We start from the raw sequence: 24,875 nt of genomic DNA on the forward strand, positions 1-24,875 counted from the left end.
TTTGACAATTTAATTTTGCGATTGAAATCAAGAGTTAATTGCGATAAAGTAGCCATATAAAGAATCCTTTCTGTGTGTTTTTGTGTGGTTACTTAAACTCTAACAGAAATGGATTCTTTTTTCATTTATTTGATGAATGACAATTCAGCTGTGCTACGTGATAAATAAGCATTCAATAGCTTGTCAATAAGTTTTTATGAATAATTCAGGTAAAGAATAATATTTCGACAGTTTTTAGAGATTGGCATGAATAGATAATAGCGAAAGAGGAATAAATGGGGAACAAGGGTGATATTATGGCTATACAAGAATTAATAGAGAGTGTAAAAATCAAAGTAGTTGAAAAAACCTCCAATCATTATTTACAAAAACATATACCAAATCCAATTTTGGATGAACATAAGCTTTTACTAACAATAACAGTCTTATTACAGGCAAATGTAAAAAAACAGGATATTATTACCTATGCAACAACAATTACACTTATTCAGATTGCCCTTGATACCCATGAGCTCGTTACAAATGATAAGATGCATAAGGGAAATGAACGAAGTAGACAATTAACGGTATTAGCAGGGGATTTATACAGTGGGCAATACTATAAAATATTAGCTGAAATAGAAGACTTTAAAATGCTTAAGTTTTTAGCAGAAGGCATTAAAGTGATTAATGAGAATAAAATATTCTTCTACCATCATAGCGCAAAGGGAATAGAGCAATTAATAAAAAGTCTAAAAGATATTGAAGGAGCATTAATCCAAAAGCTAGTCGACTACTATCAAATGGATGGATGGAAAGCTTTTGTGGAAGAATTTTTGTTTCTTCATCGAATTTGCAAAGAAAAAGAGTTGTTTGATCAAACGAATAGTTCAATGGTAGTAGATGCTTTTTTTAAGTATGAGAATAAAAATAAATTAAATTCAATAACTAAAAATAATAAAGATGCAATGATGGATAAATATATAAAAGAGGCAAGTTTACGTGTAGAAGAGTTGTTAAATAGTCTTCCAGCATTGCAAGAAGAATTTAGAGAAACCGCCTATCGATTTTTGAATAAACTAAGCAAACAACAATTGTACGTAGAGGAAGGGTAAATAATAATGCAAGAGCAGCAGTCTAAAGAAGAAAAGGTACATAATGTATTTGAAAAGATTTATGGGAATTATGATAGAATGAATTCGTTAATTAGCTTTCAGCAGCATAAATTATGGCGAAAAGACACGATGAAGCGAATGAATGTGCCTAAAGGTTCAGCATGTTTGGATGTATGCTGCGGAACAGCTGATTGGACAATTAGCCTAGCAGAGCAAGTTGGCCCTAACGGGGAAGTGATTGGTCTTGATTTCAGTGAAAATATGCTAAGCATAGGAAAGCAAAAAACAGCTGAGTATAAAAATATACAGCTAATTCACGGCAACGCCATGGAGTTACCCTTTGCAGACAATCATTTTGATTTTGTAACAATCGGCTTTGGTTTGCGTAATGTTCCAGACTACTTAACTGTTTTAAAAGAAATGAGAAGAGTAGTAAAGCCTGGAGGGATGGTTGTTTGTTTAGAAACATCGCAACCAACAATGCCATTTTTTAGACAAGGCTACTATATGTATTTTAGATATATTATGCCGATTTTTGGTAAACTTTTTGCTAAAAGCTATAAGGAATATTCATGGCTACAGGAATCAGCGCGAGATTTCCCAGGTATGAAAGAACTAGCTATGATGTTTGAAGAATCAGGATTAAAGAGAGTAGGATATAAAGCTTATTTTGGCGGTGTTGCTGCAGTTCATTTTGGTTATAAGTAATAATCTCAATAGTGATGAAAGTCCTGTAAGGGAGAAAAGCTTTTTAGCTGTTTAAAAATTTTATTTAGATATGGGAATAGCTGGAGTAGTCTAAATAGAAGTGGAGAAAATGTTTAACAAGGTTCGCCGCTGTTTTAGCAAAAATGGAAAGTATATTAAAGGCTACTATAAGAAAAAAGAACTAGAAATAATGTCAAGGAAATACATAATTATTTTAAAATATGGATACAAGTTGGGTGAGTAGTTGGTGAAATTAAAAATGATGTACTCATTTTTGAATTCGGATATTGAAAAAATTGAGAGAGAATTAGAAGAAACCGTACAGGCAAACTCTATTATATTACGTGAGTCTTCCTTGCATTTACTACAAGCAGGTGGAAAAAGAATACGTCCGATATTTGTATTGCTTGCAGGGCAATTTGGAAATTATGATATCCATAAAATAAAAAAAGCAGCAGTTTCATTGGAATTAATTCATATGGCATCATTAGTTCATGATGATGTAATAGATGATTCTGATTTAAGAAGAGGTCAGCCTACTATTAAAGCAAAATGGGATAATAAAGTAGCGATGTATACAGGGGATTACATTTTTGCTCGGTCAATGGAAATTATGAGTGATATTAATAAGTCTGATGCCCACAGAGTACTTGCTAATACAATTGTGGAAGTCTGTATCGGCGAAATTCAGCAAATAAAAGACAAATATCGTTTTGATCAAAATATTAGAGATTATTTTCGGAGAATAAAAAGAAAAACGGCTTTATTAATTTCAGCAAGTTCTTTAGTAGGTGCGATTGTTTCGGATGTTGAAGAAGAATTCCAGCAAAAGTTGCATCAATTCGGGTACTATGTTGGTATGTCTTATCAAATCATAGATGATGTACTAGATTTTGTTGGGACAGAAAAAGAATTAGGAAAGCCAGCAGGCGGGGACTTACTTCAAGGAAATATTACATTGCCTGTTTTATTTGCAATGGAAAATGAAGAGGTTCGCAAAAAAATAATCACTGTCAATGAAGCAATGTCAAAACAGGAATTAACAGAGGTTATTACAAGCATTAAAAATACAGATGCAATCGATCGTTCTCTTCAAGTAAGTGACCTGTATTTAAATAAGGCCCTCTTAACTATTCGTGATTTGCCGAATGGAAAAGCCAAATCGGCACTAGCTAATATAGCAAAATATTTGGGTAAACGTAAATTTTAGCAATTGTAACAGTACCTATTACATATGAAAGCGTTTAAATATTCTTTTGCAAAATTCGAATTTTTGTGTTAAGTTCTTTTCATGAATAACCATTTTTGCTAGTCTAATACATATGGTAGGAGTGAGCTTATGGAAAGAACATTTCTAATGGTAAAGCCAGATGGTGTACAAAGAAATTTAATGGGGAAAATAATAGCCCGGTTTGAAGAAAAAGGTTTCCAACTCGTTGGAGCAAAGCTTATGCATATTTCGGAAGATTTAGCAGAACAGCATTATGCAGAACATAAAGGTAAGCCGTTTTTTACACAATTAGTAGATTTTATCACTTCTGGTCCTGTATTTGCAATGGTTTGGCAAGGAGAGGAAGTTATCGCAAAATCGAGAATAATGATGGGGAAAACAGACCCTCTAGAAGCTTTGCCAGGTACCATTCGTGGCGATTTTGGAGTAGTAAAACATAAAAATATAATTCATGGATCTGATGGAAAAGAAAGTGCGCAAAGAGAAATATCCCTATTTTTCGATGAGGAAGAATTAGTAGAGTATCATAAATTATTAGATAATTGGGTTTACTAACTTTTGGTTATAATAGCTGTCCTGTTCATCAGGACAGCTATTTATATGTGGATAAACGATATTATCAGGTAGCGTTCATCGTGTTTCCTTTATCTCAGGAATGGTCGCTCCATCCCACACGCCCCAAACCGGGTGCCCTCCACATTTCGATTAATTATATGAATTATCGGAATAAAATTTGGCCCTTTTTGAGGAAAATCGTATATACTAAAAAAGAAGTTGATTTTATGATGGTTGTGAGGAAATTACATGGAGAAGGATTTTCAAGATTTTATTAAGAATTTCTATAGATTATCAGGAATAGATTTGTCTTTATATAAAGAGGCACAAATGAAAAGAAGGTTGACATCTCTTTATGAAAAAAGGGGTTTTACTTCTTTTGCAGATTATTTTAAAGCAATACATACGAATAAGAATTTATTGGACGAGTTATTAGATCGGATGACAATTAATGTTTCTGAATTTTATCGTAATTATAAACGGTGGGAGGTTTTAGAGAAAAATATATTGCCCGATCTCCTTAAAGCTAAAGCGCAGATGAAGGTATGGAGTGCTGCTTGCTCGACAGGGGAAGAGCCATATACATTATCAATGCTTCTTTCCAATGAAATGAAGGCAAAGGATTTTCAAATCCTTGCAACAGATATTGATGCTAATGCATTGGAACGTGCAAAAAATGGCGTTTATTTAGAGAGAGCATTAAATGAAGTGCCAGTGGCGCAAAAGAATAAGTATTTTGAACAGCAAGGCTCGATGTATAAAATAATGGACGAAGTGAAAAAAAACGTCACATTTAAAAAACAGAATTTATTGGCGGATTCATTTGGTGGCCCATTCGATTTAATCGTTTGTCGAAATGTTTTAATATACTTTACAGAGGATGCAAAAGATTTGCTTTATCACAAATTCGCTCAAGCCTTAAGACCTGGTGGGATTTTCTTTGTCGGTAGTACAGAACAAATTTTTACACCCGCAAAGTATGGCTTAGAAACAGCAGATACTTTCTTCTATCGTAAAATATAAGCAATGGCAAAACAACCACAAGAATATCCCGTTGTTTTGCCATTGTTTAAATAAATACTGTATGGTCATCCTTTGAATTTACAAGAGATTTAGATGATTTTGCAAAGATTTTTAGATTTTTCTCTATTCATAACTGGATAGGTATGTTATATTGAAACATAATTACTTTAAAGCGTTGAAGGGAGAAAGGATTTATATATGAGATACTTAACATCTGGGGAATCGCATGGTCCCAAACTAATTACTATTATAGAGGGTCTTCCTGCTGGAATGCCTTTATTAGCGGAAGATATAAATGAAGAATTAGCTAGAAGACAAAAAGGCCATGGTCGAGGAAGAAGAATGCAAATAGAAACAGATACCGTGGAAATCGGTGGTGGAATTAGACATGGTTATACGTTAGGTTCACCTGTTTCTTTAATTGTAGAAAATAATGATTGGAAACATTGGACTAAAATTATGGGTCAACAGCCAATCGATGAAGCAGAAGCAAATGAAATTAAGCGGAAAATTAGCCGTCCACGACCAGGCCATGCTGATTTAAACGGTGCTATTAAATATGGTCATCGAGATATGAGAAACGTATTAGAGCGTTCGTCCGCACGTGAAACGACCGTTCGGGTGGCAGCTGGTGCAGTTGCGAAAAAGCTGCTCTCTTTATTGGGGATTAAAATTGCTTCCCATGTTGTGGAAATAGGCGGAGTGAAATCCAATGTTACGAATTATGCATCAATCGAGAAGCTTAGGGAAATAACAGAGAATTCCCCTGTCCGTTGTTTAGATGAACAAGCAGGCGCTGAAATGATGAAGGCGATTGATGAAGCGAAAGCAAGTGGTGATTCTATTGGAGGCGTAGTAGAAGTAGTTGTGGAAGGTATGCCAATTGGCGTCGGCAGCTATGTTCATTACGATAGAAAGTTAGATGCGAAGCTTGCTAGTGCCATAATGAGTATTAATGCATTTAAGGGTGTCGAGATTGGTATTGGTTTTGAAGCGGCGAGAAAGCCAGGAAGTGAAGTCCATGATGAGATTATCTGGGATAAAGAAACAGGATATTCTAGAAGAACGAATCGTTTAGGTGGTTTAGAAGGTGGAATGACAAATGGCATGCCAATTGTTGTTAGAGGGGTTATGAAGCCGATTCCGACACTTTATAAACCATTAAAGAGTGTTGATATTGATACGAAAGAAGAGTTTACAGCAAGTATTGAACGGAGTGATAGTTGTGCAGTGCCAGCAGCTTCAGTTGTTGCAGAGCATGCTATTGCATGGGAGCTTGCTTCAGCTATCGTTGATCAATTTTATTCTGATCGTTTCGAAGGACTTGTTGCTAATATTAGAGAGCATAACAAACATGCGAGGGAATTCTAATGCCCACTGTTTCAATTCAAACTTCGTCGAAACAATATGATGTGTGGATTGGGGAACATGTCATTAAACAACTACATTCGTTTATTCAAAGCAAATTTGAAGACGTAACGAAAATATTGATTATTACAGATGAATCCGTAAAGAAGCTACATTTAGCAACAGTAGAAAAAGAACTTTCCACTCTCCCTGTTATAACATATACAGTACCTGCAGGGGAAAAGGCAAAATCATTCGATGTTTTTTATGCTTGCCTCACCTATATGCTAGAACAACATTTAGATAGAAAATCACTAGTTTTGGCATTAGGTGGTGGAGCAGTTGGGGATTTAGCTGGCTATGTAGCTGCATCCTTCATGAGAGGTATTCCCTTTATTCAAATACCTACAACTGTTTTAGCTCATGATAGTGCTGTTGGTGGAAAAGTTGCGATAAATCATCCTCTTGGAAAAAATATGATTGGTGTTTTTAATCAGCCAGAAGCGGTTTTTTATGATACAACTTTTTTGTCTACTCTGCCAATTCAGGAGCTACGTTCAGGGTTTGGTGAAGTGATCAAGCATGCATTAATAAGTGATTCACAGTTTTATCAAGATTTGACTACTAATATAAATAACTTATCAAAAGTAGACATAGCTTATTGGTCTGAAATACTAGAAAAGGGAATTCTAGTTAAACGATCTATTGTAGAGAAAGATGAAAGAGAATCAAATATACGAGCTTTTTTGAATTTTGGTCATACGCTTGGGCATGCAATTGAAGCGGAGATGGGGTATGGTAAATTTACGCATGGGGAAGCTGTTGTTATCGGAATGATTTTTGCATTAAGGTTAAGCAAGAAGAAATATGATATAGCCTTTTCAATGGAGGAATACATAAAGTGGCTCCAATTACTTGGTTATACCTGTGATATTCCAGTGGATTTAGAAATAAACAATTTAATTAATCGAATGAAGCAAGATAAGAAATCGATTAATAGAACAATCCGTTTTGTCTTACTAAAAGAAATAGGTAAACCTGTTTTAGTAGAAATAGGTGAAGCGGAAATTAGAGAAGAATTAGCTATATTTAAAGGTGGGAAGTAGATGATTAGAGGAGTTAGGGGAGCTATTACGGTTGAAAATAATGTAGAGGCAGAGATATTATCAGCTACAGAAAGCCTTTTTAATGAAATGATAAACTCCAATCAAATTAAAGCGAGCGATGTTGCCTCTGTATTTTTATCAGTAACGGATGACATTAATGCAGCTTTTCCTGCAAAAGTGATTCGTATGCAAGAAGATTGGATATTTGTTCCAGTAATGTGTATGAAGGAAATAGCAGTTCCCAATTCATTAGAGAAGTGTATTCGAATTATGATGCATTGGAATACAGAACTTTGTCAGGATGAGATTCAACATATTTATTTAGAAAAGGCAATTCAATTAAGACCAGATTTAACAAAACAATAAATATTTTTTGGGGTGAAAGAAAATGAAGTGGAAACAGCAGCTTTTAAGTTTAAAAGCTTATCAACCAGGTAGAACGATTGAAGAAGTAAAAAAACAATTTAATTTAGACCGAATTGTAAAACTTGCCTCCAACGAAAACCCTTTTGGAAGCTCTCCGAAAGTTTTAGAGGCATTGAAAAAAGTAGATGGATCGTATGCTTTATATCCAGATGGATATGCTACAAACTTACGCTATGCGCTTGCTGATTTTCTAAAAGTAACACCAGAAGAGTTAGTGCTTGGTAATGGATCGGATGAAATTATATTAATGATTTCAAGAGCTCTACTTAGACCGGGATTAAATACTGTAATGGCTAGTCATACATTTGGTCAATATAAGCATAATGCAATTGTGGATGGTGCAGAGGTTAGAGAAGTGCCCCTAACAGAAAAAGCAGAGCATGATTTACCTGCGATGCTTGCTGAAATAGATGAAAATACTAGTGTAGTGTGGTTATGTAGTCCTAATAATCCAACTGGTACATATATTCCAGAAAATGAATTAGTTTCTTTCTTAGAAAAGGTACCAGAAGATGTCTTAGTGGTATTAGATGAAGCGTATTTCGAATATGTAGTTGCGGATGATTATTATGATTCTATTTCTCTGACAAGAAAATTCAGCAATCTTATTGTGCTACGAACATTTTCAAAAATATATGGTCTTGCAAGCTTCCGTGTTGGATATGGAGTAGCAAATGCCACTCTATTAAACACTTTAGATCCAATTAGAGAACCTTTTAACGTTAATACATTAGGGCAAATTGCGACTGAAGAAGCATTAAAGGATCAGGAGTTTGTAGAAACTTGTAGACGGAAAAACAGAGAAGGATTAGAGCAATTATACCGTTTTTGTGAAGAAAATAATTTAACATACTTTCCATCCCAAACGAATTTTCTCTTAGTTGATTTTAAAATCGATGGAAATGAAGTGTTCCAATATTTAATGAGTAAAGGATATATAGTTCGTTCGGGTGTTCCTTTGAATTTCCCTACCTCAGTTCGTATAACAATTGGTTCGAAAGAAGAGAACGAAGGATTGATTCAAGTCATGACGGAGTTTCTTGCTGAACAGAAAGTCGCGAAATAATGATGGGAAAAGAAGGCGGTGATAGGATGAATGGTCGCGTCTTCATAATAGGTTTAGGACTTATAGGTGGATCGTTGGCTTTATGTATAAAAAAAGAACATCCAGAAAGTACTATTTTTGGATATGATATTTCCCGAGATAATTTAAAATTAGCCAAAATGCTAGGGGTTATTGATGAAATAGCATCAACGATTGAGGCAGGAGCACAAACTGCTGATCTCATTATTATTTCAACTCCTGTAAAAGAAACAGAAAAAATCATCGATTTGCTTTCGACATTAGCGTTAAAACAACATGTACTAATTACAGATGTCGGAAGCACAAAATCTGTTGTTACAAATAAATCGCAAGTGTTATTGGACAAAGGTATTACTTTTATTGGGGGCCATCCGATGGCTGGATCCCATAAAAGTGGTGTCTCTGCTTCCAAAGTTATTCTATTTGAAAATGTCTTTTATTTACTAACTCCTCACGAAAGTATTAAGGAACAAGTGGTTCAAGAGTTACTTAAATGGCTCCAAGGAACAAATGCAAAGTTTCTAATTATTTCTCCAGAGGAGCATGATTTATTGGCAGGTGCCATTAGCCATATGCCACATATAGTTGCAGCATCGTTAGTGCACCAGGCAGATCACATTAGTGAAAGACATGAGCTTGTTACAAGGTTAGCAGCAGGTGGATTCCGAGATATTACTAGGATTGCATCAAGCAGTCCTTCCATGTGGCGGGACATCTTAATACATAATAAAAACGTATTAATTCAGTTAATGAATGACTGGAAACAAGAAATGGATAAAGTGCTTTCACTGATTAAACATGAACGAGCAGATGAGTTATATGACTATTTTTCACGAGCAAAAAAAGTAAGGGACGGTTTGCCTCAAGACCAAAAAGGTGCCATACCAGCTTTTTATGATTTATTTGTGGATGTGCCTGACTATCCAGGGGTAATTTCCGAAATTACTGGCTATTTAGCAAAAGAAAATATAAGTATAACAAATATTCGAATAATGGAAACGCGGGAAGAGATTTTTGGAATACTAGCAATCAGCTTTCAAACAGAGGCAGATAGAATAAGAGCACAGAAATGCATCGCTTCTTATTCTAATTATGATACTACGATTGGATAGAACGAAGGTGAATGTATTGGAGTTATTAACATTAAGAAGTAATAGGAATGGGTTAAAAGGTGAAATTGAAGTTCCGGGTGATAAATCGATTTCTCATCGTTCGATCATGTTTGGATCCATTGCAAATGGAATGACAACAGTAACAAATTTTCTATTAGGAGAGGATTGTTTAAGTACAATCTCTTGTTTTCGAAAATTAGGGGTATTAATAGAACAAGATACCCAAAAGGTCGTTATCTATGGAAAAGGAATGAGTGAATTACAAGAACCAAAAGATATTTTGGATGTTGGGAATTCGGGTACAACGATTCGCTTATTAACGGGAATATTAGCAGGATTACATTTTCACAGTACGTTAATTGGCGATTCTTCAATAGGCAAACGACCAATGACAAGAGTGGTTACTCCTTTAAGGGAAATGGGTGCGAAAATTGACGGCAGAGAAGAAGGAAAGTATACTCCTTTATCCGTACGTGGTGGAAATCTACAAAGTATTACCTATCGATTGCCTGTAGCAAGTGCACAAGTAAAATCTGCAATATTATTTGCCGGCCTTAATGCAGATGGAATCACAACGGTGATTGAGCCAGTACCTACTAGGGATCACACCGAGAGAATGATTCAACGATTTGGCGGGAAAATTAGTAGACACGAAAATGAAATTCAAGTAGAAGGTGGCCAGAAACTTCTTGGTACAGAAATTCATGTTCCAGGAGATATATCATCTGCGGCATTTTTCCTTGTAGCTGGTTGTATTGTCTCTAACAGTAGCATTACTTTAAAAAATGTGGGACTTAATCCTACAAGAACAGGAATAATAGACGTTTTGCAAAGCATGGGAGCAAGCATCGATATTCAAATAGATGCTGCTGATGCTTTTGAACCGACTGGAACAATAAATGTGATGTCAAGTAAGCTTAAGGGAACAGTTATCGAAGGGGAGATTATCCCGAAATTAATTGATGAAATCCCAATCATTGCATTGTTAGCAACACAGGCAGAGGGAGTTACGGTTATAAAAGATGCCCATGAATTGAAGGTTAAGGAAACTAATAGAATTGATACTGTAGTAATGGAGCTAAAGAAATTAGGTGCGGATATTCAAGCAACTGATGATGGAATGATTATCACAGGTGGGACGAAGCTGACTGGAGCAAAAGTAAATTCTCATGGAGATCATCGCATCGGAATGATGCTTGCAATTGCTTCACAGATTTGTGAAGGAGAAATGATTCTCGAAAACGTGAATGCTATTGCGGTGTCGTATCCAGCTTTCTTCGAACATCTTCATATATTGTCTAACTAATAATTGGTCGTCGATGAACACGCTAAGTTTGTCGACGATTTTTTTTGGAACAGAAAATTATTAAAAATGTGGATAAATGGAATATTTGCTATTGTTTAATCATAGCCTGTCTTAAAAGAATAGGTGGTGATTTAGGATGCGATATATCATCGAAAATATACATTTATTAAAAAGGCAAAGATTGAAGAAGACATCTATCCTAATTGAGGATAATCGAATTGAATTACTTAAAGATAAATTCCACTCTTATCAATATATGCGAATGGATGGCTCTCCATATATAATGACACCCACTACAGTTATGCTTGATAACCAAGTGAAGCAAATGAACTCTAGTACACAACAAAAAAAGTATATAGAAGAGAACTTGATCAAAAAGGGATGTACAACCTTTCTCTTTTATATAGAAGTAAAGAGAGAAAGAGAATTGGCTTTGCAATTTAAAAAAATAAACAGTCAATTACTAAATTGTGCAATAGATTATGTTGCAGCCGTAAAGATTCCTTTAGCATTATTATCGCCTAGTTTTGTACGAATGTGTAAAAGAGAAAAAGTACCAGTTTTATTTATTGAGATTGAAGATATTAAAGCCTTATATCAAATTCCATGGGGATGGATAAAAGAGGCTTTATTTCCATATAATGCACCACTCGTACCGATATTTTTAGCAAAAGATGAACAAGAAAAGAAAATGGCACAAAATATATGGTCAAGTTTAATGAGAGATGTTAAAATACCATCTATTCCTCATGAAATTAAAGAAGGAATGCCAGTCGACTATTCTGATTTAGCCAAAATAGGGATTTATCCATTTAAAGGAAATATGTACCAAGGTGGCGAAGTAACGTATAATTTAGTTGCTTACGATGAATCAATCATAAATATTGAAGAAAACGATTTGTTTCTTTATCATTATGATAGAATACAAATGACTATACACAAAGGAAAATGTATTCGAGCAGGGGCAAAGGTGTATTATCGTCCAGGCTATGGTGAATTACTTGAAGTAAAAGTACCTTCCTTCCTAACAATATAGAAGGAGATTAGAGAGGATTATCATATGGAAAGAGTTAATGAAATTATATCTTTATTAGAAGATGGACAACAAGAGAAAGCGTTAAAATATTATCAAGATGTTTTAAAAATGGGCAATAATGAAGAAAGATTTGTGCTAGGCGAAGAACTATTTCAGCTAGGTTTTTTGGAAGAAGCCAAAAATCTATTTTTAGTACTACTAGAAGGGTATCCGGATGAAGGAGAATTACTTGTTCTAGTTGCAGAAGTGGAAATGGAATTGGGAAATGAGGAAATAGCGATTTCTTATTTAGAGAAAATTAACCCGAAGGATCCCTCTTTTCCTCAAGCTTTACTATTGCTTGCAGACTTATATCAAATGGATGGGTTGTATGAGGTTAGTGAACAGAAATTAAAGGAAGCAAAAAAAATCCTACCAGATGAAGTGATTATTGACTTTGCCTTAGGTGAATTATATTCGGAACAAGGAAAAATTGCTGATGCGATAAAATCCTATCAAAAGGTATTACCAATGCAGGAAAATATTGCTGGCGTTAATATCAACGGAAGGATTGCGGATAACTTAAGTGCGGGGGGAGCCTTTGAGGATGCAATTGGCTATTATGAAAAAGCACTCGAAGAAAAAATAGAGATAAATACGTTATTTAATCTTGCTTTGACTGCCTCGCAGGCGAGCCTATATACGGTTGCGATAAATCGTTTTGAAGAGGTAAAAGCTTTGGATTCATCCTACCATTCCCTCTATTTGTATTTGGCCAGAGCATATGAGCATGAAGAAATGCTTGACGATGCATACAAAACAGTTTTAGAAGGAATAAAGCAAGATGAGTTTAATAAAGATTTATATTTATATGGTGGCAAATTAGCTTTAAAACGTGGTGATGAACAAAAAGCCGAGGAACATTTTAGAGAAGCACTTGCAATAGATCCTGAGTTTATAGATGCAGTGCTTTTATTAAATAAATTATTCTTAACTCAAGATCGATTTGAGGATGTCATCGAGTTAATTGAGCTGATGGATAAACAAGAAATGGAAGAGCCGCAATTGCATTGGGATGCAGCCAAAGCATTTCATGGCATAGAAAAATATTCAGAGGCATTAAACAAATATCAATTAGCATATACTTTCTTTAAAGAACTTCCAGATTTTCTATATGATTATGGATATTTTCTTTTAGAAGAAGGAAAAAGAAGGGATGCTGCCGAAATTTTTAATATGCTATTACAAACAGACCCAAGTAATGAAGAGTATATTGAAATCTTGCAACGCCTCACAGAAAACGAATAATTAAGTAATTGAAAAAGGGTAAAAGTATTTTTCACATGGTGACTTTCGTAAAGGATTTTCTTTTAGCGAAATCAAATTTTATGGAAAAAGGGCAAACAAAAAGCTTGTTGGTCCACTCTAGTTGTCATTTCCTTAGGAGCGATGCAGGTAAAGCAGGTTGGATAATAAAATTTGTTGCAAGCAGAGGAGGGAATTACAAATGAAAACCCCTGTATCTGTCAATGAAAAAAAAGACTTCATTCGTTGGTTTTTAAATCACTATCAATTGAAGAGACGGGAATGTGTTTGGATTTTAAATTATTTAATGAGTCATGATCAATTGATGGAAAAAGTCCATTTTGTTGAAAATGCAGAAAAATGTCCAAGAGGGCTGATTATGTCCACGCATTGTGTAGATGAAGTACCTTTTAGATTTTATAAAGAAAATGTAATGACTACAGATGCAGAAAAGTCTTTTCATGATATTCGCCTAAATAGAGATGAAGATATTTACATTCAGCTGAATTTCTACGCATCAAATCAAGTTCATCAATACGCAGCTGTACTAGTAGAAAATCCATTTATGCCGAAAAAGCTACAAATAACCGAAAAAGATAAAATGATTGCTGAACAATTTTTGGTAAGTAGCATAGAAAAATTTCAAAAAGAAAAACTTCTCCAATTAATCGATGAAGCATTAGATACTGGAGATAAAGATATGTTTAATACCTTAACGAATCAATTAAAATTCTTTCAAAATAAATAAGGTTACTTGTCTTCCCGTAAAGCGAACTTTACGGGATTTGTTTTTTTACTAAAGTTCTAATTTCTTGAGATTTTCCTATGCCTTCTAAACTGTGATAAAATAGGAGGATCAGTTATGGAAAAGGGGAAAATGTGTGAGAAGTATTTATATGATACTAAGCAATCGTTCATTTTTAGGGCTGTTACTCATTATTAACATAGTAGGAACGGCTTATGGCTATTATTGGTACAGGTTTCAATTAGCAGAGACACCGACAAAATTTCTGCTCTTCGTACCTGATAGTCCGACAGCAAGTCTCTTTTTTGTGTTTGTATTAATAGCTTTCTTATGGAAAAAGCATTGGCCGCTTATAGAAGCACTAGCTTTAATAACTTTATTTAAATACGGAATATGGGCAGTAGTAATGAACATTCTTGTCTATGTTGAAACAGGAGCAATTGGGATAGACTCATGGATGCTCATTTTTTCACATGGGGCAATGGCAATTCAAGGATTGTTATATATTCCTTTTTATCGTTTTAAATGGATCCATATTCTACTTGTAGCAATTTGGACTTTACATAATGATGTTATTGACTATGTGTTTAAGATGATGCCTAAATATAGTGTCTTGGATCAATATATGGCAAATATCGGCTACTTTACTTTTTGGCTTAGTATTCTAAGTCTATTAATAGGTGTATATGCATATAAAAAAAGGCAGCAATTACAATGGAAAATTCAATAGAATTATTTTTTTAGTCTAACCTTGTCCAACTCATCATACATTTTTAATAGTAGATAGAGGAGGGACAAGAATGAAGGCTAAATTGGTTATGTTGTTGATGATATTGATTTTACTTTTGCCTATCTCTTTTTCTGTATATGCAGACCAAAAAACGCCTGCTAAAGAATTAGATGAACTAGATACACTTTCAGATGAAGTATTACAGCTTGTACGATCAGAACGATATGAGGATGCTAAAAAAATTCTTGATTATTTTTCGAATCAATTTAGTACGGTAACGGTAAATGGCAGTCTATTTACACTTGATGAACAGCGAATATTAACTGGAGCGCATGATGAAGCGATAGAAGCTATAACCAATCCATCGATAGATAGTGATCAACGGATTAATACTGTAACGAAATTTCGATTGGCGGTAGATGCTGTTTCATCAGGTGAGCAGCCCTTATGGACACAAATGGAAGATCCTGTTATGACAACATATCGAGATATGAAAGATGCAATAATTTCTGAAGATAAAGAGAGATTTAATGAGAGATTAGATGCGTTCTTATCGCTCTATCAAATTATTAATCCTAGTCTTAAGCTAGATGTTTCAACCACTCAGTTTCAAGAACTGAATTCTCTTGTCGAATTCCTAAATACTTACCGTTTACAAGTATTTAATCAAAAAGGGACCCAAGAAGAAGTTGGTCAATTAGAAGCGGAGCTACAGGATGTTTTTAATCAGCTGTATGAAGATGAGGCGGATCCTTCATTATGGTGGGTGATTATTTCTACAGGAAGTATCATTATTCTTACTTTATCATATGTAGGATGGCGAAAATATCTTGGAGATAAAGCAGAAAAAAGACAAGCAAAACAAAAGAGAGATAAAATTTGACTTTGAAGTTTTTCCTGCTTACAATAAAAATATACTACATGATGAAATAGGGGGAAAAACATGTTTTTTGTATATTTTATACTAATTATTCTCATACCTATTTGGGCACAAATGAAGGTGAAAAGCGCATATAAAAAATATTCAAAAGTAGCTTCTTCCTCACAAATGTCCGGTAGAGAGGTAGCAAGAAGAATATTGGATTCTAATGGGTTATATGATGTATCTGTTGAAGAAACAAGAGGTGTTTTGTCAGATCATTATGATCCTCGCTCTAAAGTTGTGCGTTTGTCCACTGATAACTATCACGGGCATTCAGTAGCTGCAGCTGCTATTGCCGCACATGAAGTCGGTCATGCAATCCAAGATCAGCAAGAATACTCATTCTTACGTTTTCGTTCCGCTTTAGTACCAGTTGCGAGTTTTGGAAGTAATGCATCTTGGATATTTATCATGATTGGTATTTTTGCAAGAATTGAAGGAATGTTATTGTTAGGAATTATTTTAATGGCTGCCGGTGTATTGTTCCAATTTGTGACACTTCCAGTTGAATTTAATGCATCTAACCGTGCAATGGATCAGGTAGTTTCATTAGGGATCATTCGAAACGAAGAAGAGAGAGAAACGAAGAAAGTATTAGATGCAGCAGCACTTACTTATGTGGCTGCAGCAGCAGTAGCGGTGCTCGAATTGATTCGTTTAGTTTTAATCTATACAGGTATGTCAAGAGACGAATAAAATTAATAGAACGATGTGAAAAGGAAGTATCTTTTTACATCGTTTTTTTATTTGATTGATTTGAATTTTGATTTTTCGAAAAATTATAGAATCGAAACAAACGAAGGTGTATAATAAACAATGCGATTTATTTAATGTGATACCTCCTTTCATTTGGAGGGATTCTTTTATCCAAGTGGATAGTTAATAAAACCATTCGGACCTATACGGACAGTTGATCTCCCTTTTATCTTCAAATTCCCCATGAGAGAGAAAGGGTATAAATGGGAATAAACGAATAATTAAAGAAAGAAGGGTTTATTTGCAAACTGCTGAATACGTACAAGGGAAAAAGCAACAAGAGTTGACGGTTTATCGGATTTTATTTGCGATAAGTTTAGGGCATTTTTTAAATGATTGTATGCAATCTGTTGTGCCTGCTTTATTTCCGGTTATCCAACAATCAATGGCGTTAAATTATACGCAAATTGGCTGGATTGCCTTTACATTGAATATCACTTCATCCATTTTGCAGCCAGTATTTGGCGTGCTTGCAGATAAAAAGCCTGCACCATATCTATTGCCAATTGCGATGTTTTCAAGCTTAATCGGGATGCTCGGGCTTTCCCTTGCTCCTAATTTTTATCTTGTCTTATTATCGGTATTATTTATCGGGTTTGGTTCCGCCATTTTTCATCCAGAAGGTTCACGAGTTTCCTATATGGCGGCCGGTCCCAAAAGAGGCCTTGCACAATCCATTTATCAAGTAGGTGGAAATGCTGGTCAGTCTTTAGCACCAGTATTTACAGCTGTTATCTTTGTTCGTACAGGCCAATTCGGGACTATTTGGTTTACACTTTTAGCAACTTTAGGCATGATCGTGTTATTCCAAGTGTCAAATTGGTATAAAAAAGAATTATATAGTAGAAACCCACAAAAAAAACAGCAGGCCAAACGCGAATTTATTGTAAATAAAGAAATTATTGTTGCTATATGCTTACTAATTTTTCTTGTATTTGCTCGGTCGTGGTATGGAGCTGGAATCAGTAATTTTCTCCATTTTTATTTAATCGAAAAGTTTGGACTAAGTATTGAAAATGCGCAAATTTTTGTTTTTATATTTTTACTTGCTGGTGTAATTGGAACTTTTTTAGGTGGACCGCTAGCAGATCGTTTTGGTAAAAGAACCATTCTTCTATTTTCATTAGTTGGTTCTGCGCCATTTGCACTGCTTTTGCCTCATATGCCATTTTGGCTGATTGGACCTTTATTGTTTATTATCGGATTTATATTACAGTCTAGCTTTAGTGTGACTGTTGTTTATGCACAAGAGCTGCTTCCCGGCATGATTGGCCTAGTATCAGGGTTAATTGTAGGTTTAGCATTTGGAATGGGGGCTCTAGGTGGAGTGATTTTCGGAGTGATAGGAGATACGTTTAGTTTACAAGCCATTATGATTATCTGTAGTTTGCTGCCGCTGCTAGGAATATTAACTTATTTATTGCCGAGTGATAAACGTGTTACGGAAATTCAATCTGCTTTAAAATAAGCAACCTTTTTCGTTAAATGGAGGTTGGTTGGTATAAGTGATTTAAATGTATGAAATTTATAAAAAAATGTATTCCTTTCGCATTTACCTTTGAAAAAAGAAATGCGAAAAGAATACATTTTTTTTTGGTTATTTTTCGAGTGGTTGTTTATACTCATCCAAAGTAAAGCCTTCTCCCATTACATCATGCACGACACTTACGGATACAAAAGCATGTGGATCAATGCTTGTGATGATACTTTTTAAGCGAACAATTTCTGTTTTCGCTACAACACAATATAGTACTTCTCGATCTTGTTTTGTGAAAGAACCATGCCCTTTTAATACCGTGACACCACGATCCATTTCAAGCATTATTTTATTGGCAATCTCAGTATTTGAGTCAGAAATAATCATTGCTCCCCTTGCGGCATATGCCCCTTCTTGAAGAAAGTCAATAACTCTGGTCCCAACAAAAACGGCAACTAATGTATACATTGCTTCCCTATAGGATAAGTAGGTCAAAAGGGACAGGGTAATGACACAAAAGTCAAAAACGAACATGGTCTTTCCCATACTCCATCCATAATATTTAAAGCCTAATCTAGCAATAATATCTACGCCACCTGTAGTCCCACCATAACGGAAGATGATTCCTAAGCCTACACCGATAAATGTACCAGCAAATAATGCAGCCAAAGTTAGATCCTCTGTTAGAGGAATTTCTAATTGAATCCTTGGAAGCTGGAAAAACCAAAGGAAAATCGATACCGCTACCGTTCCGATGATAGTATAAATGAATACATTCTTCCCTAATAGCTTCCATCCAATCAGAAATAAGGGGATATTAAGCAGTAGATTTGTTATGGAAGGATCCCAATTCCATAATGCATATAATAGAAGGGTAATACCGGTAAAACCACCTTCAGCCAAATTATTTTGCATATTAAAATGAACAATTCCAAAGGAAAAAATGGCAGATCCTAATAGAATAAATAAGACATTTTTAATTTTGATACCTTTAAACATCAACTCAGCCTACTTTCTCTATGTACAATTACATTGCTATTAGCGTATCCATTATATCGAATCACATTCAGATGGGCAATGGAGGAGAAAAAATTCAAGAAAGAATAACAAACAGAAAACGAGTAAAAGTTTAATACTTGTTAAATCTAAGCATATCTTCGTTAAAAATGTTTGTAAAAATGGAGCAGATTAGCTAACATGGAATTGGATAAGATTACTTATTGACGTAAGAGGTGTCTATATTGAATCGAGAAAAAACAGTAAAAGATATACAAAGAGAAGTTGATGAATACATTGGTCAATTTAAAGAGGGCTACTTTAGTCCGTTAGCAATGCTTGCTCGTCTTACCGAGGAGCTAGGAGAATTAGCAAGAGAAGTAAATCACTACTATGGAGAGAAGCCCAAAAAAGAGTCAGAGACGGAAAAGGAAATTACCGACGAGATTGGTGATATGCTATTTGTATTAACCTGTCTAGCGAATTCTTTAAATATTGATTTGGAGGAAGCGCATGATCGTGTCATGCATAAATTTAATACACGAGATAAAGACAGATGGACAAGAAAAGACTAAAGAAAATACATAAAAGTAAGGAGATTATACATTGAATAAAGTAAAAATCGTAATAGCTGGCCCAAGAGGTAGAATGGGAAAAGAAGCTGTGTATTTAACAGGAAGAACAGAGCAATTTGAGCTTGTTGCTGTTTTAGATCATAAACATGAAGGGAAAAGCTTAAAAGAGATTGAAGGCTTTTCTTCCTATGATGTCCCAATTTATACGGATATTGAAGCTTGTTTACAAACAGAAAAGCCAGATGTACTCATTGATTTGACTACACCTGAATTTGGTATGCATCATGCGAAAACAGCTCTAAGCTATGGCGTTAGACCAGTAGTTGGAACAACCGGTTTTACAAAGGAAAACTTGGAAGAGTTAGAAGGATTATGTGAAGAAATGAACCGCGGCTGTATTATTGCTCCAAACTTCGCTTTAGGTGCTGTTTTAATGATGAAATTTTCTAAAATGGCAGCACGATACTTTGCAGATGTAGAGATTATGGAAATGCATCATGATCAAAAGTTAGATGCACCATCAGGTACCGCAGTGAAAACAGCAGAACTTATTGCTGAAGTACGAGAAAGTAAAAAACAGGGACATCCAGATGAGAAGGAAACAATACAAGGAGCTAGAGGAGCTGACTTTGATGGTATGCGCATCCATTCTACTAGGTTACCAGGTTTAATTGCTCATCAACAAGTAATGTTCGGAGCAGAAGGAGAATCCTTAACAATTAGACATGATTCCTATAATCGTACATCATTTATGTCAGGCGTTAAATTTGCAGTAGAAGAGGTATTAAAAGTTAATGTACTGATCTATGGCTTAGAAAATATTATGGAATAGGAGTGGAATAAGGATGAACATTGCATTAATTGCTCATGATAAAAAGAAAAATGATATGGTAGCTTTTGTTGTTGCCTATAAAAAGATATTTGAAAAGCATGCTTTATATGCAACAGGAACAACAGGTGCAAGAATTCAGGAAGCAACCGGATTAGAAGTACATCGTTTTCATTCAGGACCGCTCGGAGGAGATCAAGAAATAGGTTCATACATTGCTAATAATGATATGGACATGGTGTTTTTCTTCCGAGATCCATTAACTGCACAGTCACATGAACCAGATGTAACAGCATTAATCCGCTTATGTGATGTTTATTCTGTCCCTCTTGCAACAAATATGGGAACCGGAGAAGTATTAATTAGAGGACTCGAGCAAGGCGATATAGATTGGAGAAAAATAGTTCATGGAAAGACAGAACCAGTGGCAAAAAAACTCGAAGATAACTAATATAGATATACTTGCTTTTGGTGCACATGCAGATGATGTGGAAATCGGCATGGGTGCAACAATCGCTAAATATGCAGCATTAGGGAAAAAAATAGTCATTTGTGATTTGACAGAAAGCGACCTTTCTTCAAATGGAACGGTTGAAAGACGTAAACAAGAAGCAAAGGAAGCTGGAAAAGTGTTGGGGCTTTTCGATAGAATAACCTTAGATTTTCCTGATAGAGGTTTATATGTGGAGGAGAAAGCCATTCAAAAGGTAGTAGAGGTAATTCGCTCCTACAAACCTAAGCTAGTTTTCTCCCCTTATTGGGAAGACCGGCATCCGGATCATGGGAACTGTACAAAAATCGTGAAAGAAGCGGTTTTTTCAGCAGGCATTCGTAATTATCACGCTAATAACACAGATCCACATAAAGTTCAAAATGTATACTATTATATGATAAATGGTTTTCATAAACCAGATTTTGTGATTGATACAAGTGAGTTTATGAAACATAAAGAAGCAAGTTTAAATTGTTATCAAAGCCAATTTGTTAAAGGGAAAGACAGTGTAGACACTCCGTTAACAAATGGCTATATTGACACCATCGAGGCAAGAGAAAAACTTTTTGGAAAAGAAGTCGGCGTAACCTATGCGGAAGGCTTTATTAAATCAAAGCCAATATTATTAAATCAAGATTTATTAGGTGGAGACATATGAAAAAATTAAAAATTGGCATTACCTGCTATCCAACTGTTGGTGGTTCAGGTGTTATTGCAACAGAATTAGGGAAAATGCTGGCGGAGAGAGGACATGAAATACACTTTATCTCCTCGAGCATACCATTTCGGTTAAATAAAATGTATCCAAACATTTACTATCATCAAGTAGAAGTAAATCAATATGCTGTTTTTCAATATCCACCATATGATTTAGCACTGAGTAGTAAAATGGCAGAAGTTATTAATCGAGAAGAATTAGATTTGCTTCATGTACACTATGCAATTCCTCACGCTGTTTGTGCCATATTAGCAAAACAAATGAGCAATAGAGATGTAAAGATAGTGACAACTCTACACGGTACAGATATCACCGTATTAGGGTATGATCCTTCACTAGCAACAGGCATTCGGTTCGGGATTGAAAAATCAGACCTTGTAACAGCTGTTTCGAATTCTTTAATTGCCCAAACGCATGAAGTAATTGAACCAAATAAAGAAATTGTCCCTGTTTATAATTTTATTGATGAAAGAGTGTATCGTAAGGTAGATGCTAGTCATTTGAAAAAAGAATTGGCTATTTCAATGAATGAAAAAGTCATCATACATGTATCTAATTTTAGAGGAGTTAAAAGAGTAACGGATGTCGTCAAAGCATTTAAACGAATTTCAGATCAAATTCCATCAAGACTACTGCTTGTTGGAGATGGTCCTGAAATGTCTAAAGTAACAAAACTGGTGGATGAACTGCAATTAAGAGAGAAAGTTTTGTTCCTTGGAAAACAAGAAAATCTAGAGGAGCTGTATTCGCTAAGTGACTTAATGCTACTTCTTTCTGAAAAAGAAAGCTTTGGCTTAGTAGCATTAGAGGCGATGGCATGTGGAGTGCCGGTTATAGGAACGAATGTCGGCGGCATTCCAGAAGTAATCGTTCCAAATGAGACTGGTTTTATTTGTGAACTAGGTGATGTAGAGGATATTGCTAAGCATTCGGTAAATCTTTTATCAGATAGTAAAAAACATGCTAGATTCTCTAAAAATTCTCTTTCAAGAGTAAGAGATTATTTCCGTGCAGATATTATTGTTGACCAATATGTGGAGATTTATAAATCAATTCTAGAAACTGGTGGAACGAATGATCAAGCCTTTTAATGACGCTATTCCCATAATGGAGAGAATTGAGAGTGCAGGCTTCGAAGCTTATTTTGTTGGGGGAGCAGTTAGAGATTATCTATTAAACAAACAAATTAATGATATAGATATTGCTACCTCCGCAACACCTGATGAAATTAAAACGATATTTTCCCATACTATCGATGTTGGAATTGCACACGGAACAGTAATGGTAGTGTGGAAAAATCATACATACGAAATAACGACCTTTCGAACCGAATCTACTTATGTTGATTATCGAAGACCAGAAAAGGTGTTGTTTGTTCGCGAATTAAAAGAAGATTTAAAACGTCGGGATTTTACGATAAATGCGATAGCGATGAATAAAGAAGGACGTATTATTGATTTTTTTAATAGCCAGGAAGCTTTAAGACAGAAGGAAATTAAAACAGTTGGTAATGCGAATGAGCGGTTTCAGGAAGATGCATTAAGAATCATGCGAGGGATTCGATTCGTTAGTACCTTAGGCTTTCAGTTGGAGGAGGAGACGTTAATAGGCATTATCAAAAATAAGCATCTTCTTTCTAAGATAGCAGTGGAGAGAATTACCACTGAATTTGAAAAGCTTTTACAGGGGAAATGGTGTTCTGATGCTCTAGCTATATTGCTTGAAACGAAGATGTATACATTTTTGCCGATGCTTGCATCTAGTAAAGAAGGGCTCACTAAGTTTGCGAATACTTCTCTGTCTCAGCTTGATTTACTTGAAAAATGGGCTGTTTTATTATTATCCATTGAAATAAAAGAAAAACAGCAAATAGAATCATTTTTGCGTGCTTGGAAGCTACCAGTTAAACAAATACGGCATATCCAAAAAATAATCTATTGGTTTTTAGAAAGAGAGAAAATGGTCACCTGGACTAATCATTCGCTTTATTTTGCTACAATATCTATCGCAGTTAGTACGGAGAAAATATATCAGCTTCTAAAAAATCAAGAAATTAATCCAAATATCTCTCTATTAGAAGAACAATATAGAAAGCTGCCAATCAAAAAAAAGGAAGAGCTGGCTATTAGCGGAAATGACCTTTTATTATGGACGAAAAAACAAGCAGGACCATGGATAAAAGAGATGCTTTCCCTTGTTGAAACAAAAGTAGTGGAACGGAAAATTAAAAATGATAAGAAAGTAATAAAGGAGTGGCTAAGAGAATGTCATCAGATATCAGAAAAGGACTAATTGAGGCTTTTACTAATAACCCGAATCAGTATTTATCTGGTGAATCGCTTGCTGAGCTTTTAGGATGTTCCCGTACAGCAATTTGGAAGCACATCGAAGCACTAAGACAAGACGGCTTTATCCTTGAAGCAGTCCGAAAAAAGGGTTATCGAATCATTAGCTCACCAGAGAAAATCGTTCCTGATAATATTTTGTTTGGTTTAAATACCTCCTATATTGGCAGGAATGTTCATTTTGAAGAAACGGTGGATTCTACCCAGAATATTGCCCAAAAGCTTGCCTTGGAAGGGGCTGTAGAAGGCACTTTAGTTGTAGCAGAAGAGCAGATTGGCGGCAGGGGCAGATTAGAAAGAAAATGGCAATCTCCTAAATATAAAGGAATATGGATGAGTCTTATTTTAAAGCCGGCTATTCCGATTATGAAAACACCGCAATTGACATTGCTTATTGCAGTAGCGGTTGTTCAGGGAATACAGGATGTTACTGGAGTACAAGCTGATATCAAATGGCCCAATGATTTATTAGTGAATGGTAAAAAATTGACAGGAATTCTAACAGAAATGCAGGCTGATAGTGACAGGGTGCATTCGTTAATCATTGGAATCGGTATAAATGTAAATCAGCAGCTTGAGGATTTTGCAGAAGAACTGCAGTCCAGTGCCACTTCTATCTATCTTGAAACAAAGACAAGTTGGGATCGAGCAATCATTATCCAAGGCATTATGAAGCAAATAGAAAAACTATATCTTCTTTACTTAGAAAAAGGCTTTTATCCAATAAAACTATTATGGGAAAGCTATTCCATTAGTTTAGGGCAAAAGGTTAGAGCAAATACGTTAAATGGAAGTATCTTTGGACTGGCTAAAGGAATTACAGACGATGGGGTGTTACTGCTTGAAGATGATCAAGGAGAAGTACATTCCATTTATTCAGCGGATATTTTAATGGAAACGTAAATTGCCCATAGTCATCCCTTAGCTGGTTTGTTATAATTCATTTGTCGGGCAGTATCTTAATGAACTGCACCATT

The 24,875-nt window shown here is 35.2% G+C and carries 26 protein-coding genes; 25 read left to right on the plus strand and 1 reads right to left on the minus strand.

The genetic code is table 11. From position 1 onward, the window contains the following. Positions 1-275 precede the first annotated feature (275 nt). The 18 genes from QQZ16_RS11220 (at position 276) to QQZ16_RS11305 (ending at position 17,933) form a co-directional block, all read left to right on the plus strand. The gene (locus tag QQZ16_RS11220; protein ID WP_048717802.1) at positions 276-1,094 is read left to right on the plus strand and encodes a heptaprenyl diphosphate synthase component 1; all 819 of its coding nucleotides are present in this window, start codon (positions 276-278) and stop codon (positions 1,092-1,094) included. 6 nt (positions 1,095-1,100) lie between these two features. Then, positions 1,101-1,802 carry a demethylmenaquinone methyltransferase gene (locus QQZ16_RS11225; protein WP_235251451.1) on the plus strand — a complete coding sequence of 234 codons (702 nt, stop codon included), beginning with the start codon at positions 1,101-1,103 and terminating at the stop codon, positions 1,800-1,802. 247 nt (positions 1,803-2,049) lie between these two features. Beyond that, complete coding sequence (hepT, locus tag QQZ16_RS11230) at positions 2,050-3,012, plus strand: heptaprenyl diphosphate synthase component II (protein WP_235251452.1); 963 nt, start codon at positions 2,050-2,052, stop codon at positions 3,010-3,012. Positions 3,013-3,141: 129 nt separating this feature from the next. Continuing rightward, complete coding sequence (gene ndk, locus QQZ16_RS11235; protein WP_031538303.1) at positions 3,142-3,588, plus strand: nucleoside-diphosphate kinase; 447 nt, start codon at positions 3,142-3,144, stop codon at positions 3,586-3,588. Positions 3,589-3,837: 249 nt separating this feature from the next. Beyond that, positions 3,838-4,611, plus strand: a complete 774-nt coding sequence (locus QQZ16_RS11240; protein WP_235251453.1) for a CheR family methyltransferase — start codon at positions 3,838-3,840, stop codon at positions 4,609-4,611. Positions 4,612-4,809: 198 nt separating this feature from the next. After that, a complete protein-coding gene (gene aroC / locus QQZ16_RS11245) occupies positions 4,810-5,982 on the plus strand; it encodes a chorismate synthase (protein WP_235251454.1) in 1,173 nt (390 codons plus the stop codon). Further along, positions 5,982-7,064, plus strand: a complete 1,083-nt coding sequence (gene aroB / locus QQZ16_RS11250; RefSeq protein ID WP_031538306.1) for a 3-dehydroquinate synthase — start codon at positions 5,982-5,984, stop codon at positions 7,062-7,064. Before aroC ends, aroB begins: the two co-directional genes overlap by 1 nt. Continuing rightward, complete coding sequence (aroH, locus tag QQZ16_RS11255) at positions 7,065-7,430, plus strand: chorismate mutase (RefSeq protein ID WP_031538307.1); 366 nt, start codon at positions 7,065-7,067, stop codon at positions 7,428-7,430. Between the two features lie 22 nt (positions 7,431-7,452). Next, on the plus strand, positions 7,453-8,556 hold the full coding sequence (gene hisC, locus QQZ16_RS11260) for a histidinol-phosphate transaminase (protein WP_031538308.1): 1,104 nt from the start codon (positions 7,453-7,455) through the stop codon (positions 8,554-8,556). A gap of 26 nt (positions 8,557-8,582) precedes the next feature. Next, the gene (locus QQZ16_RS11265; RefSeq protein ID WP_235251476.1) at positions 8,583-9,686 is read left to right on the plus strand and encodes a prephenate dehydrogenase; all 1,104 of its coding nucleotides are present in this window, start codon (positions 8,583-8,585) and stop codon (positions 9,684-9,686) included. Further along, positions 9,667-10,992, plus strand: coding sequence for a 3-phosphoshikimate 1-carboxyvinyltransferase (aroA, locus tag QQZ16_RS11270; RefSeq protein WP_048717804.1), 1,326 nt, complete (start codon positions 9,667-9,669; stop codon positions 10,990-10,992). Before QQZ16_RS11265 ends, aroA begins: the two co-directional genes overlap by 20 nt. A 136-nt stretch (positions 10,993-11,128) precedes the next feature. Further along, positions 11,129-12,028 (plus strand): hypothetical protein, encoded by a 900-nt coding sequence (locus tag QQZ16_RS11275; protein ID WP_235251455.1) that lies wholly within the window; start codon positions 11,129-11,131, stop codon positions 12,026-12,028. Between the two features lie 24 nt (positions 12,029-12,052). Next, complete coding sequence (locus tag QQZ16_RS11280) at positions 12,053-13,315, plus strand: tetratricopeptide repeat protein (RefSeq protein ID WP_031538312.1); 1,263 nt, start codon at positions 12,053-12,055, stop codon at positions 13,313-13,315. A gap of 199 nt (positions 13,316-13,514) precedes the next feature. Continuing rightward, positions 13,515-14,060, plus strand: a complete 546-nt coding sequence (locus QQZ16_RS11285) for a ReoY family proteolytic degradation factor (RefSeq protein WP_031538313.1) — start codon at positions 13,515-13,517, stop codon at positions 14,058-14,060. A gap of 133 nt (positions 14,061-14,193) precedes the next feature. Next, positions 14,194-14,787: a DUF1405 domain-containing protein gene (locus QQZ16_RS11290; protein ID WP_235251456.1), complete on the plus strand. Its 594-nt coding sequence runs from the start codon at positions 14,194-14,196 to the stop codon at positions 14,785-14,787. A 70-nt stretch (positions 14,788-14,857) separates the two neighbouring features. Then, positions 14,858-15,670, plus strand: coding sequence for a sporulation protein YpjB (ypjB, locus tag QQZ16_RS11295; RefSeq protein WP_031538315.1), 813 nt, complete (start codon positions 14,858-14,860; stop codon positions 15,668-15,670). Positions 15,671-15,730: 60 nt separating this feature from the next. Beyond that, the gene (locus QQZ16_RS11300; RefSeq protein WP_031538316.1) at positions 15,731-16,405 is read left to right on the plus strand and encodes a zinc metallopeptidase; all 675 of its coding nucleotides are present in this window, start codon (positions 15,731-15,733) and stop codon (positions 16,403-16,405) included. Between the two features lie 301 nt (positions 16,406-16,706). After that, on the plus strand, positions 16,707-17,933 hold the full coding sequence (locus QQZ16_RS11305; RefSeq protein WP_235251457.1) for an MFS transporter: 1,227 nt from the start codon (positions 16,707-16,709) through the stop codon (positions 17,931-17,933). 129 nt (positions 17,934-18,062) lie between these two features. Here QQZ16_RS11305 and QQZ16_RS11310 read toward each other — a convergent pair whose 3' ends face one another. Beyond that, positions 18,063-18,941, minus strand: a complete 879-nt coding sequence (locus QQZ16_RS11310; RefSeq protein WP_031538318.1) for a YitT family protein — start codon at positions 18,939-18,941, stop codon at positions 18,063-18,065. Positions 18,942-19,183: 242 nt separating this feature from the next. Here QQZ16_RS11310 and QQZ16_RS11315 point away from each other — a divergent pair, with 242 nt between their 5' ends. The 7 genes from QQZ16_RS11315 to QQZ16_RS11345 are packed head-to-tail and all read left to right on the plus strand — an operon-like array spanning position 19,184 to position 24,801. Beyond that, the gene (locus QQZ16_RS11315) at positions 19,184-19,513 is read left to right on the plus strand and encodes a nucleotide pyrophosphohydrolase (RefSeq protein ID WP_031538319.1); all 330 of its coding nucleotides are present in this window, start codon (positions 19,184-19,186) and stop codon (positions 19,511-19,513) included. 31 nt (positions 19,514-19,544) lie between these two features. Beyond that, the gene (dapB, locus tag QQZ16_RS11320; protein ID WP_235251458.1) at positions 19,545-20,345 is read left to right on the plus strand and encodes a 4-hydroxy-tetrahydrodipicolinate reductase; all 801 of its coding nucleotides are present in this window, start codon (positions 19,545-19,547) and stop codon (positions 20,343-20,345) included. A gap of 13 nt (positions 20,346-20,358) precedes the next feature. After that, a complete protein-coding gene (mgsA, locus tag QQZ16_RS11325; RefSeq protein ID WP_235251459.1) occupies positions 20,359-20,793 on the plus strand; it encodes a methylglyoxal synthase in 435 nt (144 codons plus the stop codon). After that, entirely contained in the window at positions 20,750-21,493 is a 744-nt protein-coding gene (gene bshB1, locus QQZ16_RS11330) for a bacillithiol biosynthesis deacetylase BshB1 (RefSeq protein ID WP_235251460.1), read from the plus strand. The genes mgsA and bshB1 overlap by 44 nt, the downstream gene beginning before the upstream one ends. Continuing rightward, positions 21,490-22,644, plus strand: a complete 1,155-nt coding sequence (gene bshA, locus QQZ16_RS11335; RefSeq protein WP_031538132.1) for an N-acetyl-alpha-D-glucosaminyl L-malate synthase BshA — start codon at positions 21,490-21,492, stop codon at positions 22,642-22,644. Before bshB1 ends, bshA begins: the two co-directional genes overlap by 4 nt. Positions 22,645-22,660: 16 nt before the next feature. Next, the gene (locus QQZ16_RS11340) at positions 22,661-23,845 is read left to right on the plus strand and encodes a CCA tRNA nucleotidyltransferase (protein WP_284561360.1); all 1,185 of its coding nucleotides are present in this window, start codon (positions 22,661-22,663) and stop codon (positions 23,843-23,845) included. Next, positions 23,818-24,801, plus strand: a complete 984-nt coding sequence (locus QQZ16_RS11345) for a biotin--[acetyl-CoA-carboxylase] ligase (RefSeq protein ID WP_235251462.1) — start codon at positions 23,818-23,820, stop codon at positions 24,799-24,801. Before QQZ16_RS11340 ends, QQZ16_RS11345 begins: the two co-directional genes overlap by 28 nt. Positions 24,802-24,875: the final 74 nt, after the last annotated feature.

Origin of the sequence: Bacillus sp. T2.9-1 (genome assembly GCF_950097965.1) — a bacterium.
Classification (GTDB): Bacteria; Bacillota; Bacilli; order Bacillales; family Cytobacillaceae; genus Niallia; species Niallia hominis.